Origin of the sequence: Akkermansia sp. JRP_AM1, assembly GCF_049262625.1 — a bacterium.
GTDB lineage: Bacteria > Verrucomicrobiota > Verrucomicrobiia > Verrucomicrobiales > Akkermansiaceae > Akkermansia > Akkermansia massiliensis.
In genome coordinates, this window is sequence record NZ_CP118234.1 from 2662522 (window position 1) to 2678014 (window position 15493).

Annotated in this window: 14 protein-coding genes and 1 tRNA gene; 6 read left to right on the top strand and 9 right to left on the bottom strand. The window is 60.5% G+C overall.

Annotated features, from left to right (window positions below; genetic code table 11):
• Window positions 1-16 precede the first annotated feature (16 nt).
• The 8 genes from PVA48_RS12840 to PVA48_RS12875 all read right to left on the bottom strand — a co-directional run bounded on the left by PVA48_RS12840 (window position 17) and on the right by PVA48_RS12875 (window position 7687).
• Window positions 17-1111, bottom strand: coding sequence for a glycosyltransferase (locus PVA48_RS12840; RefSeq protein ID WP_423231854.1), 1095 nt, complete (start codon window positions 1109-1111; stop codon window positions 17-19).
• Window positions 1090-1629 carry a glycosyltransferase gene (locus PVA48_RS12845; RefSeq protein ID WP_423231855.1) on the bottom strand — a complete coding sequence of 180 codons (540 nt, stop codon included), beginning with the start codon at window positions 1627-1629 and terminating at the stop codon, window positions 1090-1092. The genes PVA48_RS12840 and PVA48_RS12845 overlap by 22 nt, the downstream gene beginning before the upstream one ends.
• Before the next feature lie 11 nt (window positions 1630-1640).
• Window positions 1641-2243 (bottom strand): hypothetical protein, encoded by a 603-nt coding sequence (locus PVA48_RS12850; RefSeq protein ID WP_423231856.1) that lies wholly within the window; start codon window positions 2241-2243, stop codon window positions 1641-1643.
• A gap of 30 nt (window positions 2244-2273) precedes the next feature.
• Window positions 2274-3050, bottom strand: coding sequence for a glycosyltransferase family 2 protein (locus PVA48_RS12855; RefSeq protein ID WP_102722459.1), 777 nt, complete (start codon window positions 3048-3050; stop codon window positions 2274-2276).
• 54 nt (window positions 3051-3104) lie between these two features.
• Window positions 3105-3704: a tyrosine-protein phosphatase gene (locus PVA48_RS12860; RefSeq protein ID WP_146019278.1), complete on the bottom strand. Its 600-nt coding sequence runs from the start codon at window positions 3702-3704 to the stop codon at window positions 3105-3107.
• A gap of 72 nt (window positions 3705-3776) precedes the next feature.
• Window positions 3777-6158: a GumC family protein gene (locus PVA48_RS12865; RefSeq protein ID WP_423231857.1), complete on the bottom strand. Its 2382-nt coding sequence runs from the start codon at window positions 6156-6158 to the stop codon at window positions 3777-3779.
• Window positions 6159-6216: 58 nt separating this feature from the next.
• On the bottom strand, window positions 6217-6999 hold the full coding sequence (locus PVA48_RS12870; protein ID WP_022397302.1) for a polysaccharide biosynthesis/export family protein: 783 nt from the start codon (window positions 6997-6999) through the stop codon (window positions 6217-6219).
• Window positions 7000-7027: 28 nt separating this feature from the next.
• Window positions 7028-7687 carry a sugar transferase gene (locus tag PVA48_RS12875; RefSeq protein ID WP_423231858.1) on the bottom strand — a complete coding sequence of 220 codons (660 nt, stop codon included), beginning with the start codon at window positions 7685-7687 and terminating at the stop codon, window positions 7028-7030.
• Between the two features lie 537 nt (window positions 7688-8224).
• Between PVA48_RS12875 and PVA48_RS12880 the strand changes: the two genes are divergently transcribed.
• The 6 genes from PVA48_RS12880 (at window position 8225) to PVA48_RS12905 (ending at window position 14949) form a co-directional block, all read left to right on the top strand.
• Window positions 8225-9628, top strand: coding sequence for a DNA translocase FtsK 4TM domain-containing protein (locus PVA48_RS12880; RefSeq protein ID WP_423231859.1), 1404 nt, complete (start codon window positions 8225-8227; stop codon window positions 9626-9628).
• Complete coding sequence (locus PVA48_RS12885) at window positions 9610-10749, top strand: FtsK/SpoIIIE domain-containing protein (protein ID WP_423231860.1); 1140 nt, start codon at window positions 9610-9612, stop codon at window positions 10747-10749. The genes PVA48_RS12880 and PVA48_RS12885 overlap by 19 nt, the downstream gene beginning before the upstream one ends.
• A 23-nt stretch (window positions 10750-10772) precedes the next feature.
• Complete coding sequence (locus tag PVA48_RS12890; RefSeq protein WP_102722445.1) at window positions 10773-11399, top strand: hypothetical protein; 627 nt, start codon at window positions 10773-10775, stop codon at window positions 11397-11399.
• Between the two features lie 84 nt (window positions 11400-11483).
• A complete protein-coding gene (rbr, locus tag PVA48_RS12895) occupies window positions 11484-12059 on the top strand; it encodes a rubrerythrin (RefSeq protein ID WP_022397298.1) in 576 nt (191 codons plus the stop codon).
• Window positions 12060-12109: 50 nt separating this feature from the next.
• Complete coding sequence (gene ccsA / locus PVA48_RS12900) at window positions 12110-14800, top strand: cytochrome c biogenesis protein CcsA (RefSeq protein ID WP_102728118.1); 2691 nt, start codon at window positions 12110-12112, stop codon at window positions 14798-14800.
• Window positions 14801-14874: 74 nt separating this feature from the next.
• Window positions 14875-14949, top strand: a tRNA-Val gene (locus PVA48_RS12905).
• Window positions 14950-15042: 93 nt separating this feature from the next.
• On the opposite strand, the gene PVA48_RS12910 is transcribed toward PVA48_RS12905, so the two are convergent.
• On the bottom strand, window positions 15043-15231 hold the full coding sequence (locus PVA48_RS12910) for a hypothetical protein (protein ID WP_022397296.1): 189 nt from the start codon (window positions 15229-15231) through the stop codon (window positions 15043-15045).
• Window positions 15232-15493: the final 262 nt, after the last annotated feature.

The following is a 15493-nucleotide window of genomic DNA, read 5'->3' on the forward strand; positions in this document are numbered from 1 at the left end:
AGGGGGTCGTCCTGCATCAGGCGGAGGAGCTGGCGCGCGTATTCCTCCTCGTCAAAGGGGGGGCCAGGATGCCGGTTTCACCGGGGATGACGAGGTCGCGCACGGCGGCGTAGCTGTTGAAGGCCATGGGAACGCAGCCGTGCTGCATGGCTTCCGGCAGAACCAGCCCGAAGCCCTCAAACGTGGAGGTCATGCAGAAGATGGAGGCCCGCCGGTAATAGGGGGCCGGGTTCCGGAAGCCTTCAAAGGAAACGTTGGAAAGTCGCAGGCGTTCCGCTAGTTCTTTCAGGGCGGCGGCGTCCGGGCCGTCTCCCACAATGTCCAGGTGCCAGTCCGGCAGGGATTTTCCGGCGCGCGCCCATATCCTCAGCAGTCTGTCCACGCCCTTGACGGAGTTGTCCAGCCTGCCGACGAAGAGGACGCGTTGTTCCTTTTCCTGCGGCAGGGGCGGCGCTTCAATCGGCGGGACGGGGTTGGGAATGGCCGCCAGTTTTTCCGCAGGCGTGCCGGGAGCCAGCAGCCGGAATTCCTCCATGCCGCCGCGGGAAAGAGTGACGATGCGGTCATAATTGGCCGCCAGTTCCCGGAACAGGCTTTTTTGCAGCCGCCGCGCCCGGAGCCGCTTCACGGGGAGCGCCAGTGCGTTGAACAGGAAGTCCCTGCATTTTCCGGAGAAGGAGGCGGCGCCCCGGCGCTTGTGGACAAGATGGTAATAACGCAGGGCGGAGTATTGGGAGCTGTGCTGCACGGCGACCAGCTTCACGGGAGCCTCCTCCATCTGGGTGCGCGTGCGGAAGATGCCCCAGCGGCCCGTGACGCCCCCCTCCGTCTGGTCAATAAGCACGTCCGTCTTTTCCTCCCGCAGCAGTTTCAGCAGGTAGTCCCTCTCTCCGCTGCGGGAAAGGCCGGAAGGAAGGAAGGCGAGGGGAACGGGCGCAAAGTACGTTTCCCCCAGCCTGTTTTTCTCACGGCAGAGCAGCAGAACCCTGTGTCCGGCGTCCCGCAGCATTTCAGCCAGGCCATGGGTGGCGCGCTCCATGCCGCCCTGCTTGCCCAGAGGCTCGTAAGGGAGATAGATGACGATGTTGCTCATGGTTGTTCTTGCAGGCATTCCATCCAGAGGGGAATCACTTTTTCCGGTTGATAATTGGTTAATACCCTGGTGCTGGGCGGCACGTAGGGGCCGCTCATCAGCTCATCCAGCTCCCGGGCGAAGAGGCGCAGGCTGAAGGGCGGAATGAGCCGCCCCGTCTCCCGGTCCGGCAGCATATCTTCAGCAGCGTGGAAGCTGTTGAAGGCGATGGGGGTGCAGCCGTAGGAAAGGGCCTCGTTAATCACCATGGGCATGCCTTCGTGCGTGGAGGTGAGGCAGAGTATCCGGGCCTTCCGGTAGTAGGGCGCGGGGTCCTGCACTCCTTCAAAATGGACGTTTTCCAGGTTCAGCCGTGCCGCCAGCCGTTCCAGGTTGCCGCGTTCCGGGCCGTCCCCGACCAGGTACAGGCGCCAGTCCGGATGCAGGGGCTGCACCCTTTTCCAGACCTTCAGCAGGCGGTCCGCCTTCTTGGGGGAATCCACCAGCCTCCCCACGTAAAGAACGGCGTTTTCCTTCCCGGAAAGGCCGGGCTGCACGGGATCATAGGTCAGCAGGTTGGGGATGGCGTACAGGCGCGCCCTTTCCGGTTCGCCCGCCAGTTGAAGGGCGTCTTCCGTGTAGCGGGGGAAAGGAACACCACCTTGTCCGAGCCGCGGAACATGTCCCTGTATTTCCTCCTCTTGTTGCTGACGGCCACATGCTTTTTGTACGGCAGGAGCGCCCGGCGCAGCAGCGTTTTCACGGTGTTGCCCCAGGTGCTGAAATCCTTCCGGAGCAGGGCGGAAAAGTAATCCAGCCCGGTATGGACGTCAAAGGAGATCCAGGAGACGATGGACGCCTGGACGGAAAGGCGCTCATGGCTGAAAAAGAAGGAGTCGTCCTGGTTGGCTCCGCAGTTGATGATGCAGTCCGTCTGCTGCCCGGCGCACAGGGTTTCCACGTACTCCCTGTTTTCCGCGCAGGAGAGCGTGCCTGTGCGGGGAAGGAGGAAATAAGGCGGTTCCGCAGGCAGTGAATCCGCGCCCCGGAGGGACAGGAAGGAAACCCGGTGGCCGTGCCGTGACAGGGCCTGCGCCAGAAGATACGCCGCCCGTTCCGTTCCGCCCGCATGGGGCAGGATGGGATGGTCAAAATAGAAGAGCAGGTTCATGGAAGGCAAATGGGACAGTGAAAGGGGATATTACCGGGTTTGGAAAAAGTAGCGGACGGGATTGCCCGTGGTGCCCGCCTTGGACAGCAGCCGGGTGACGCCGTAGTGCCACGGGCACGGAAGGCTGTTTTTCCTGAAGGCCTGCCTGTTCTGGCGCGTATTGCGCAGGATGGCCCGCAATCCCGCCGTGCTGGAACCGCCGGTGCGCATGAAGACCATGTTGCGGTCGATATAGGCTGTGGAGACGCGGTTCTTTTCAATAAAGCGGAGCATCAGCTCAAAATCCGCCGCGCTGCCGATGGAGGGGTCAAAGCCGCCATAGCGGGTGAAGCAGTCCTTTTTGCAGTAGAACGTGGGGTGCGCCGGGCACCATCCGCGCTGGAAGGAGCCGGGCTTGTAGTCCGTTCCGCGCCATGTCCGGACGACTTTCCGGGCCGCATTGATGTAATGCAGGTTGCCGTGAACGGCGTCCGTCCCGTGCTGCGCGAAGGCTCCGGCAATGGTTTCCAGAACGCCGTTGTCCTGGTAATAGTCGTCCGCGTTCAGAAAGCCGACGACGTCTCCGGAACTCATGCGGACACCCTTGTTCATGGCGTCGTAAATGCCGTTGTCCGGTTCGGAAATCCATTTCAGCCGCCCGTGGAAGCGCTCTTCAACGTCCTGAAGCATTTCCAGGGTGCCGTCCGTGCTGCCGCCGTCCACGACCAGGTATTCATAGCCGGTCCAGGACTGCGCCAGCACGCTTTCCAGGGTGTCCTGGAGAGTGGCGGCGCTGTTGCGGCAAACGGTGATGACGGTGATTTTCATGGCGGCGGATGCAGGGAAAAAGCGGGCGTCCCGCCCTTCCCGGCGGGGAAGGTGTTACAGGCGGAGTTTGGTGAGCATGTTGGCATTGTGGGCGTCTGTTCCCCACCACAGGTACAGGTTTTCCTTCTGGAATTTCCGGGCGGCCGCCTGGCAGGATTTCCCGTAAAGCCCGAACAGGGAGCCTATGTTCCCCTGGAAGCTGATTCCCTGTGAGGCCAGGGCAGCCAGTTCCTCCGGAGGCATGATCTTCCCGTAGCGTTCCGGATGGGCCAGGACGGGAACGAAGCCTTTCTCCTGGACCAGTTGGAGCCTGTCCCTCCAGGCGCTGGGAAGGCGGAACTGGGGAAGCTCCACGAGCAGGTGGCTGCCGTCGTGGCTGAGCGGCTCTTCCTCCTCAAGCGCCTGTTCAAAATGGTGGTCCAGCATGTATTCCGCCGCCAGGCGCAGGTCGAAATCCCGGTCCGGCAGTGCATCCAGAAGCTGCTGGAAGCGGGCCTTCAGGCGGGCGGGCGTGTTGGAGGGATAGCGGCTGCTGATGTGGGGGGTGCAATAGGCTCCCCTGAATCCTTTTTCTTTCAATCGGGAAATGATTTCCAGACTGTCCCGGAGGATGTGCGCTCCGTCGTCCACGCCCCACAGCAAATGGCAGTGCATATCCATTCCGTCCGGACAGAGCGCAGCGGTTTTAAACCTGGGTTGAAAGAGGGAGGAAAACAAGGCCGGGAATCAGGAGGGGTTGTTCTTGGAGGTGTTGCCGTAGTGGTAGCCGTAGCCGTAATAGCTGTAGCTGCTGGATTTGAAATCCACGGCGTTGATGACGAAGCCCATGTTGGGAAGCTGGCCGGATTCCGCAAGCTGCTGGACGGTGGCGATGTGCCGCTTGTCTATCCTGTTGCTGCGGATGACGTACAGGGAAATATCCGCGTGGCTGGCGAGGATGGCCGTGTCTGCCAGGATGCCGTACGGCGGGGAGTCAATGATGACGGCGTCATAGCGTTCCTTGAAGAGGCGGATGAGCTCCTCCATTTCCGGCAGGGAAAGGAGGGTGACCGGGTTGGGAACCTGGGGCCCGGCGTACAGGATGTCCACTCCGGGATGTTCCGGCAGGGTGCGGATGACGGAGAACGGGTCTTCCACCTTGCGGAGAAGGATGGTGCTCAGCCCCTTGCGGCCCTTGCCGTCAAGCTGCTTGGACAGGGAGGCCTTGCGCAGGTCCCCGTCAATGACCAGGACGCGCTTGCCGATGTTGGCAAAGGACATGGCGAGGTTGGCGGAGATGAACGTTTTCCCTTCCCCCTGCATGGTGGAGGTGAGGAGGATGACGTGCCCCTGGTTCCGGGTGACGGGGAGCATGGAGTCCGCATTGTGGCACAGGATCTGGAAATACTCAGAAATGACGGAGTGTTCATCCGTGAACATGCGGGCCACCTGCCGCTGCTCCTTCTTGGTCATGGCCGGAAGCTCCGCGACCACGGGAAGGTGCGTGACGGCGTTCAGGTCCTTCCTGTTCTTTATCTTGTTGTTGAGCAGGGCCAGCCCCAGGAAGCCGAGGATGCAGACGATGGCGCCCCCCGCCGCCGCGGTCAGCACGGATTTTCTGGTGTTGGGAGAGATGGGGTAATCCGTGCCGTGGGCGGATTCCAGCACGCGCGCGGAGGATTCCGTCAGGGCCAGCGTCAGGTCGTTTTCCAGCTCCTTGCTTAAAAGCGTCAGGTAAAGTTCCTCCTTCACCCGGTGTTCACGGTCCAGGGGGGTCAGCTCCCGGGCCTTTCCGGAGGTGGCCGTCAGCCGCTTGGCGATGTCCTGCCTCTTCCTGGTGAGTTCCTGGAGTTTCAGCTCCAGATTGTTGCGGAGATTGTCCAGGGACCTGGACGCCGCGCTGCGGGTGGCGTCCATCCTCTTCGTGAGGGTGACGACAATGGGGTTCTGCCCCCCGGCGCTTCCGGCGACCTTCTGGTATTCCAGATAGGCGGCGTTGTAGGCTTCAATCTGGCGGGAAACCCCGGAATCCGCAATGCCGGTATCCAGGGAAATGAGACCCGCCTTGTGGCCCAGGGCGTCCAGGTTTTCCTTCAGGCCGTCCGCCAGCTTCATCTGCGTCTGGAGCTCAAAGATGGAATTGTCCAGGGTTTGGGCCGCGTTGAAGTCTGCGGAGATGGACGCTTCCGTGTCTGCGATGATGTCGTTTTTGATTTTGATATCATCCATTTTCTGGTCCACTTCCTTCAGGTCCGCGCCGATCTGGCCGCGCTGCCGCCGGATGAAATCCTTCGTCTTCACCGCCTTCGTGCGGCGTTCCTCCGTGGAGTGGTCATTGTAAACCGCGATCAGCTTGTTCAGCGTGTCCGCGGCCTTGTCCGGATTGGTGGAGGTCAGCGTCATTTGCAGGATGCTGGATTCCTTGGCGTCCGGACGCGTGACCGTAAAATTGGCAAGGAGCTGGTCCGCAGCGGCGTTCACGGGAATGCGGCGCACGGTGATGGTGGTCCCGGAAACGGTTTCCGGCATGTTGGAGGTGGGGTAAACCGTGACGGTGGCGAAGGGGAGGGAAATGGGGGCGTGGAGCTTCCCTTTCTCCTGGATGGGGTTGCCGGCGGCGTCATGGTACGTCAGCGTCACGGCGTTTTCCGGCTCCAGCGTAACGTCAAAGGTGCAGAAGCGGTTCTCCGCGATGTCGTCAAACGTCACGGTGATGGGGCTGTCCTTGTACAGGTCTATTTGGCGCAGGTCCTGCTGCTTCCAGTAGGAGACGTTCAGCGTCAGGTCCTCCACCGTGTTCCGCATCACTGTGCTTGAGCGGAGGATGAAGCTTTCATTGGCCAGGTTGGCGGCTCCGGAATCCATGCCCAGTTCCACCTTGATGCGGTCCGAGGAGGAGGAATCCTTGTTGGATTCCCGCATGATGACGCTGGCCGTTTTTTCAAAAATGTAATTCTGCTTGCCGGTCACGTAATAGGCTCCGGCGCCTCCGAGAAGGGCGAAGAGCAAAATCCAGTACCAGCGTCTCAGAAGGATGCTGGTGATGACATCCAGTGACAGGGAAGATTCCGGTTCCTCGGCGGGAGGGGCTGCGGGGGAGCAGGAGTATCTGGCATAAAAAGGAATCAATCAAAGAAGGCTCCGCCTTTCCGGAGGACGGAAAGGCGGGAAATGGGGGGATGTGCGCTTACAGGGCGCACAGGGCAACGATGCCGATAATCAGGCCGAGGCCGGAAGCCGTCCAGCCGATGTATTGGACGGTATCGCTGCGGGTGTTGATCTTGCGTTCGGCAGGCGTCACGTAAATGGTGTCGTTCTGCTGAATGTAATAATAGGGGGACTGGAAGAGGTCCTTGCTGCGGAGGTCCACGGTGGCGATCTGGCGGCGTCCGTTGGTTTCACGGATCAGGGTGATGTCCCGGTTGCCGTCGATGTTCAGGTCTCCGGCGCGGCTGAGGGCTTCCAGAATCGTCAGGCGCTGGCCGTCCACGTTGTAGGTGCCCGGGGAGGCCACTTCACCCAGGACGGAGAACTTGAAGTTGGTGATCTGGACGTTGACGGAGGCGTCGCTGATGTAGTCCCTGTTCCGCAGGGTGGCGGCAATTTCATCCCCCAGCCGGGAGCAGGTCTTGCCGGCCGCCTTGATCTTTCCGATGACCGGCAGGACGATGTAGCCGTTGGCGTCCACCAGGTAACCCTTTCGTGAGCTGGTGCCCTGGCTGCTGGACCCTATTTCGGAGACGGCAAAGGGGGCGGCCAGTTCAGGCTGCTTGCTGCTGACGGTGATGGATAACTGGTCGTCCTTCTGGATGACGGTCTGGTAATTCCCCTTGATCTTTTCATTGGTCTGTCCGGAGACGTCCTGGATATACAGGACTTCCTTGGGGCTGACGCAGGAGGGCAGGAGGGAGGAAGCGGCCAGCGCTGCGGAGCAGAGGGCGGCTTTGCTGATTAGGTTGTTGATGTTCATTGGTTGGAGAGAGGTTGGATGGAGGTATTCAGAATGATCTTCTGGGAAGGGGGGAGGAGGGCAGGGAAAGGTCGTTATGAACGAGGGTCTGCCCCAGCTTGCTCTGGAACGCCTCGTTGCACTGCTGGATTCCTTCACGGATGACGACCGTGCGGGCCGTCTGGAAAAGGAGGGAGAGATCCATTCTCAGATTGACGTTCTGGACGTAGATCAGGTCATAGCAAAGGCGGCGGCAGAAGGGGATGCCATTGCGGCCGTGGATCTGGGCCATGCCGGTGATGCCGGGACGCACGGAGCAGCGCTTCCGGCAGTAGTTGGGCGGGAACGCGGCCATTTGGGACGGAATCCAGGGACGGGGGCCCACAAAAGCCATGTCACCCTTCAGGATGTTGATGAGCTGGGGAAGTTCGTCCAGGGAGGAGCTGCGGAGGAAGCGCCCCAGCGGGAACAGCCTCTGCTCATCGGGCAGGAGCTGCCCGTTTTCATCCTTCCGGTCGTTCATCGTTTTGAATTTGATGATCTTGAACAGTCTTCCCCTGTACCCTACGCGCGTTTGAAGAAAAAACGGGGATTTCCCTGTAGAAAGTACAAGAAGTACCGAAACGGTCAGCAGCAGCGGAATGAGGATGATGAGAGCTATTCCGGCAAGGAGGCTTCCAAGAAACGGTTTGCAGATATGTATGTACATAAGCGGCGCGGCAGAGTTACCGGATTGCAAATCCGATGTCAATAGTAATCATTAAAGAAAAAATACTTATTTATCATTCCCGCGCCTTAAAAAACTAAAAAAATTTAACTCAAACTATTGTTTTCTGTATATAAATATATGTAATTAAGTGTGTTATGATGGAATTTATCGTACCCTATTATTTTGATAGGATTTGCAATCCGCTGGATATTTTATTACAGGTGCCCAAGTATTGAATAACATGTCTTTTTATAATAGAAATATGGTTGAATTAGTGTAATCAATAAGATAGGAAGGTTGAATTGGTTATTGCTGTATTTGTGTTGGTTTGAAGGGGAATGAAGCCGTTTGCGCAGGTAAGGGAAGGACTATGCATGACGCTGTTCGGTGGAGTCCGGAAAGGAGGCTCTTCCGGGTTTTTCCTTCCTGAAATCTGTCATTTCCACCGTAATCGGGAGAAACCTGCGGCCTTCCGGACCCCCTCCTTTTGTTTAGCCTTGAGTTGGGGGCGCGGAGTTGTTAGGATAGAAGGCAGGTATGGCATTGGATGTGCAGGAGCATCATGCATTTGAGCGTGAAGAGGGGCGTCCCCCTGTTTGGATAGGAATGGCGTGGGGCGTCGTGTCCCTGCTGGGCGGGGCTGCGCTGCTTGCGGCCATGCTGACGTTTGACGTGCGGGAAATAGGCTGGAGTTATTTAAATGATTCCGGTCAGGTGATTCCGGGCACCTCCAATGTGCTGGGCGTGGCGGGATTGTACGGCGCGGGGATTCTTTATTGGGCGCTGGGCGGCATGGCCTGGATGCTGGTCATTCTGTTGGAATGGTGGGGGCTTTACCGTCTGCTGCACCGTGGAAGTCTGCCCCGCAGCGTGGTGTACGGCGGCCTTTTCCTGCTGTTGTTCGGCTGCCTGTTCCTGACGGCCGGGCATGTGCCGGGTGACGCATGGGTGGCGCGCCACCAGATTCAGGGCGCCGGCGGCCTGGCGGGACATCTGCTGGGAACGGGGCTGCTTCTTCCGTTGACCGGCACGTCCGCCGTGCTGGTTCTTTCCGGGCTGGGCTATCTGCTGGCCCTGGTTTATGCCGCGGGAATGCATCCCCGCCCGCTGTTCCGCGCCATGCTGCGGGAGTGGCGCGCCTGGCGCATGAACAGGAAGGAGAAAAGAATGGCGCGCCAGTCCGCGCAGCTTGCCAGGGAGGCGGCGCGCGTGAGGGCCAGCATGGAAGATGCGGCCCTGTCCGCCCCCAGGCCGGCCGGAAAGGGCAGGGCATCCTCTCCCCGCCTGCAGCGCACCGGGGACGACCTGGAAGGCTTATATAATGAAGTGGCCGCGGCTTCCCCTGCCAGGTCCGCAGACCCCGCTCCCGCCCCCCGCGCACCGCGTACGCAGGGGCATCTTCCGCTGACGCCGCGCCCCAGGATTACCGTGGCGAAGCCGGCGGAAATCAAGCCCGCTCCCAGGGAGCAGCCTTTCTCCAAACTGTCCACGCCGCCTACGGAGGAATTCCGGGATTACGAGCTTCCTCCGTTTGAGCTGCTGCATTATGAAGAAAAGCCGGAAGGCCCTACGGAAGAGGACAAGGATGAAATGCTGGAAATCCAGCAGAAGATCATTGATACCCTGACGACGTTCCGCGTGGACGTGACGCCGGGGGACATTACCCGCGGCCCGACCATCACCCGCTATGAAGTTTACCCCGCGCGCGGCGTGCGCGTGAACACCTTTGACCAGTATGCGAAGGACATCGCGCTGGCGACGAAGGCGGAGAGCGTGAACATCGTGGCGCCCATTCCGGGCAAGGACACGGTGGGCATTGAAATCGTCAACCGCAACAAGGTGGCCGTGCCATTGCGGGAACTCTTGCAGGACCCCGGCTTCTGCTCCCCAAGAAGAAAATACCGCTGGCCCTGGGGAAGGACGTGTATGGCCGCACCGTGATCGGGGACCTGGCATCCATGCCGCACCTGCTGGTGGCCGGGGCCACCGGGTCCGGCAAATCCGTGTGCATCAACAGCATTATCTCCTCCATGCTCCTGAAATTCCGGCCGGATGAGCTCAGGCTCATCCTGGTGGACCCGAAGGTGGTGGAAATGCAGCCTTATTCCAAGCTGCCGCACCTGATTGTGCCGGTGGTGACGGACCCCAAGAAAGTGCCCAATGCCCTGCGCTGGTGCGTGAATGAAATGGAGCACCGCTACCACTGCTTTGCCAAGGTGGGCGTGCGCAACTTTGAAGCCTTCAACAAGCGGCCGCCGGACGCGCCTGCGGAAGAGGCGGAGGAACCGGAAGACGGGGAGGTGGATGAAGCCCTGGCGGAATCCATTGCCCGTGACCTGGAATCCCAGGGGGAATGGCCCGCGGAAGAGGATGATGAACTGGACCTGGAGGACGACGGCGTCATCCCTGAACGCTTCCCCTACATCGTCATCATCATTGACGAACTTGCGGACCTGATGCAGACGGTGGGCGCGGACATTGAAACGAACATCGGCCGCCTGACCCAGAAAGCCCGCGCCGCGGGCATCCACCTCATTGTGGCGACGCAGACGCCCAGAAGGCAGGTGGTGACGGGGACGATCAAGGCCAATATTCCCACGCGCATCGCCTTCCAGGTGGCCAGCGGCACGGACAGCCGCGTGATTCTGGACAGGCAGGGCGCGGAAAAACTGGTGGGCAAGGGCAATCTGCTGTACCTGCCGCCGGGTTCCGCCCAGGTGGAGCGGGCGCAGGGCGCCTTTATTTCCGATGACGAAGTGGAAGCCCTGGTAGCCCACTGCGCCTCCCAGGCCAGGCAGAAATTCCATGAAGAGGTTCAGAAATCCCTGGACGAACCCTCCCGCGGAGGGGCGGACAGCCCGCTGGACGACGCGGAGGAGGAATGCTACGCCAAATGCCTGGAAGTGGCTGTCATTGAGCGCAAGGTGAGCACGTCCCTGCTGCAGCGGCGTTTGAGCATCGGGTACGGACGCGCGGCGCGCATGATGGATTTGCTGGAATCCCGCGGCATCATTGCCCCGGCGGACAATACCAACCGTCCGCGCAAGGTGCTGGTGGAATGAAACGACGAGAAAAGCCCCTCCCCATGAAACGAATCCTTTCCCTGCCTGCTCTGGCGGCGTTCGCGCTGCTGGGCGCCTCCTGCTCCCAGCAGGTGCGGCCCGTCAAAAAGACCGCCCGGCCTCCCGTGTACGTGGGGAAGGTGGAGCAGGTGTACCCCAGCCACAACTATGTGCTCATTGCGCTGGCCGGGAACGTTTACGAGCCGGGAACCGTGCTCATTTCCCAGTCTCCGGGCAGGGAGGAAAACCGCAGGGTCGCGAACCTGATCGTGACGGAGGAACGTATGGGCCGGGCGCGCATTCCGGCGGACATACGCAGCGGAGCCGTGGAGGCAGGGGACCTGGTGTTCCTGTACCGGAACCTGGCCGCTCCGGAAAGCTCCGGAAAAAAGGATAACCCGGACCCGGACAATCCGGAACCGGGGACGGATGAAGACGGCAAGGAGGTCACCCCGCCGATTTCCCCGGACGGCGGCAAAACGCCGGACGGGCTGCTGCCGGTGCCCGGGGAGGCCCCCGCGCCGGACCCCGCGGACCAGGAGCGCATTTCCCGTGAGCGGGAGAAAATCCTCCGGGAGCTGGAAAGCGTTCCGGGCAAGCTGGATGACCCGTGGCGCGAGGCTTTTTCCGGAAAATCGGCAGGAAAATGATTTTTTAGATTCATTCAATAAAAGCTTGTTTTTCGGCAAGCCCGGATTAGGATAATCCCGCTTACGCAACCAGATGACTAATTTATGAAATCCATCAAAGGAACAGAAACAGAAAAGAACCTTCTCAAGGCTTTTGCCGGAGAATCCGAAGCGCGCAACCGCTACACCTACTTTGCCGGCGTGGCCAAGAAAGCCGGTTATGAGCAGATTGCCGCCATCTTCCTGGAAACCGCCGACAATGAAAAGGAACATGCCAAGGTGTTCTTCAAGCTGTTGAAGGACGCCTGCGTTGAAGTAACGCACACCGTTTGCACGGCCCCCCTGGAATCTACGGAGGAATGCCTGCTGGCCGCCGCTGCCGGCGAGCGCGACGAATGGTCCGAAATGTACCCCACGTTTGCCGAGGTGGCTGACCGTGAAGGCTTCCCCGCCATTGCGGAAACCTTCCGCCAGATTGCCACTGTGGAACAGCACCATGAGGCGCGCTACCTCAAGCTGGCTGAAAACGTGCGCGAAGGCAAGGTATTTGCCAAGGAAAAGGAAATCCAGTGGAAGTGCCGCAACTGCGGTTACGTGCACACCGGCTCCACCGCCCCCAAGGTGTGCCCGGCCTGCGTGCATCCCCAGGCGTTCTTTGAAGAACTGGCGGACAACTTCTAATCGTCCTTTCTCCAGAAACATGATTGGGGCCGGTTTCACGAGCTGATCGTGTGATCGGCCCTCTTTTTACTTACGGACGCCTTACGCTGATGGACTGGAAACGCACGGATGCGGTGTGGATGAAATATGGGCGCAGCCTCTGGAAATTCGCCGGAAGCTACGGGCTGGGCATCGCTCTGATGCTGATCCTGCTGGTGCTGACGTTTGCCGGAACGCTGCATCAGGTGCGGCTGTCTTCCTCCATGGGGCCGGAGGCGGCCATAGAATCCTTCTTCGGCGCGCCGTATGTGCTGATGCCGCTGGGCGGGGAAAACTCCCTGGTTTCCCTGCCGCTGCCCGGCATGGGCATTACCTGCGCCCTGCTGTTTGCCAACCTGCTCATAGGCGGGATGTTCCGCGTCCGGTGGACCTGGAGGCACGCGGGCGTGCTGGTGGCCCACGGCGGCATTCTGCTGCTGCTGGCCGGCATCATGCTGGGCAATAAAATGACGGTGGCCGTGGACCAGGTGGAACTGCCCCAGGGCGACCGGGTGCACGAGCAGTCCCTGCCGTTTGACCTCCGCCTGAACCGTTTCGTGCCGGAATTTTATCCCGGCACCTCCAAGCCCAAATCCTATGAATCCCAGGTAACCGTCTTTCCGGAATCCGGCGGCCAGTATGATGCCGTCATCCGCATGAACGAGCCTCTCCGCCTTTCCGGCTGGACGCTGTACCAGATGAGCTGGGGGCAGGACTCCCTGCATCCGGGCAGGCTCATCTCCGTCCTCCGCGCTTCCCACAATCCCCTGGAGCAAATGCCCAAATGGTCTTCCTACATCATTGCCGCGGGACTGCTGTGGCACTTTGCCTGCGTCTTCGGAAGGTACCTGCGCCGCAAACCCGGCCAGGCTCCCGCCGGAGCGGAGGCGGCGGACGACCATCTGGAGCCGCCCGCTCCCGGCGGCAAGCGCCGCCTGCGACTGATAGGCATTTGCGTGCTGGTGGCGGCAATCTTCGGCGTCGGCATGCTGGCGGCCCGGCCTGCCTCTCATCCGGTCCGGGTGGAGCATTACGTGCCCTGGTCCTCCTTCCTGGTGGAACGGGCCGGGGCAATGGCCGTCCAGGACGGCGGCCGCCTGAAGCCCGTCTCCACGTACGCGGGCTTCCATCTGCTCCGGACCCTGGGCAAAAGAAGCTTTGCCATGGAGACGCCGGAGGGGAAAAGGAAACTCTCTCCGGTGGAATGGATGCTGGACTGCATGTTCCGCCCGGAATTCGCGGAACAATACCCCGTTTTCCTGGTTAACCGGGAGGAAGTGGTCAGGCGTCTGCACCTGCCGGACCAGGCGGACAAGCGGAAAAAATACTCCTACGCGCAGATTGCGGAACACTGGGAGGAAATGACCCGCGCCGTCCGGGAAATCCGGCTGCTGGGAGAAACGGATTTGACGGAAGCCCAGAAGGAAATCCTGGCCCTTTCCCGCAACTTTGACGTGGTGCGCGGCTGGATGCTCGGCTCCCGTATCATGCTGGAAGACCCCTCCGCCATGGAACGGATGGAATTCCCCCGCTGGTTCCCCTCTGCGGGCCAGAATGGGGAGCGTCTCTGGACGGCTGCCCCGGACAAAGCCACCGGAGCCTTTCTGGCAATGGCCTCCCTGCTGGAACGCAAGGCCATCGGCATGGAAGGCGCGGAAGCCTCCGGACTGCGGATGAAGGCGGAAGGACTGCTGCTGGAAAAACTGGCGCAGCCCAATGAAGCCGCCTCCGCCGGGGAACGGCACAGCCTGGAAAGGGAAATCTTCTACTACCGCCTGGACCCGCTCTATGCCTCCCTGGCCGTCTTTGTGGCGGCGTTCGTGTGCCTGCTGCTCTGCGCCCTCTTCCGTCCTGCCGCCAACGCTCCCCTCTGGCGCCGTTTTCTGCGGCCCGGCGGGTTCAGCCCTGCGTGGCTGCTGGGTGCGGCGGGGACCGGCGTGCTGGCGGCGGCCCTGGTCATCCGCGTGCTCATCACCATGAGGTCCCCGGTGGGCAACACGTATGAAACCATCGCCTTCATCGCGTGCATGGGCGTGCTCTGCGCGCTGGTGGCGGAGCTGTTCAGCAAAAAGGGCATCGTGCTGGCGGCGGGGCTTCTGCTGGGGGCCTTCTCCTGCCAGATGGGCATTCTGTACGAATCCTCCCAGGCCGTGGACCACATGGACCCCCTGGTAGCCATCCTGCGCTCCAACTTCCTGCTCTCCACCCATGTCATCACCATTGTGCTGGGGTACGCGGCCGGGTTGCTGGCGGCGGTGCTCTCCCATGTGTACCTGCTGGCCTCCCCCCTGCGCCTGATCGGCAGGAAAACGGAACAATCCCTGGACCGCATGGCTTACGGCATCCTGTGCTTCTCCCTGGTATTCACGCTGGTGGGAACGGTCTTCGGCGGCATCTGGGGCAATGAATCCTGGGGGCGCTTCTGGGGCTGGGATCCCAAGGAAAACGGGGCCCTGATGATTGTGCTGTGGCAATTGACCGTGCTGCACGCGCGGAAAGCCGGGTGGCTGTCCCCCTGGCTGCTCCACTTCAGCAACGTGGTGGGCGGCGTCATCATCGCCTTTGCCTGGTGGGGCGTCAACATGCTGGGCGTGGGCCTGCACTCTTACGGCTTCACCTCCGGCCGTGACGCCCTGGACATTTTCTACTGGTCTGAAGCCGTCCTGTGCGTCCTCTTCGTCATTCTGCATTACCGCGCGCTCCGGCGCGTGGACATCAGGTAGGGGGAGAAGGACGCATTTTTCTCATTTTCTCCTTGCCGGTCCGGGTTCTCCGGTATATATTCCCGCCACCTCATGCACGGATAGCTCAGTGGTAGAGCGGCTGTCTTACACACAGTTGGTCGGGGGTTCGAATCCCTCTCCGTGTACCATTAATAACCCTCGCAAGCTTAATGGCTTGCGGGGTTTTCTTTTATAGGTGGTTTACCAGGCGGATACACTCTGGCCTTGGTCGGGTGCGATATTTATTTTTGAGTTTGGTGTTCGAGATTGGAAAGGCGTAAATTAATTTCGGTAAGGGTGCGGGTTTGTTCATTGATGAACGTCCGCATGTCGGCATACATGATTGCAGCGGCAGCAAAGCCTACAATCATGACAATCTCGGCCTTGTACTCTCTCAGGAGCGTCAGGTAAGCGCGGGTTCTGGTGCACATGATTACTTGCTTGCATGTTGCTGCATAACGGACGGCATGTCCGTTCCCGGCTGTGCCCGGGAATAGGGAATATGCCTTGATTCCCGGAGCAGGGCGGCGGCATGGCAGCTTGCCGTGTATTCCGCCCCCGCATCCCCGGAATGTCTAACGTATCCACTGGCGCCCGATGCTGCCATGGTTGCCGCCATCAGGTATTTGACCCGCCTCCCCCAGCGGCCAGACTCCGCCTGTTTATCTTTTTTAGTATCTTGTTTGTTGATGT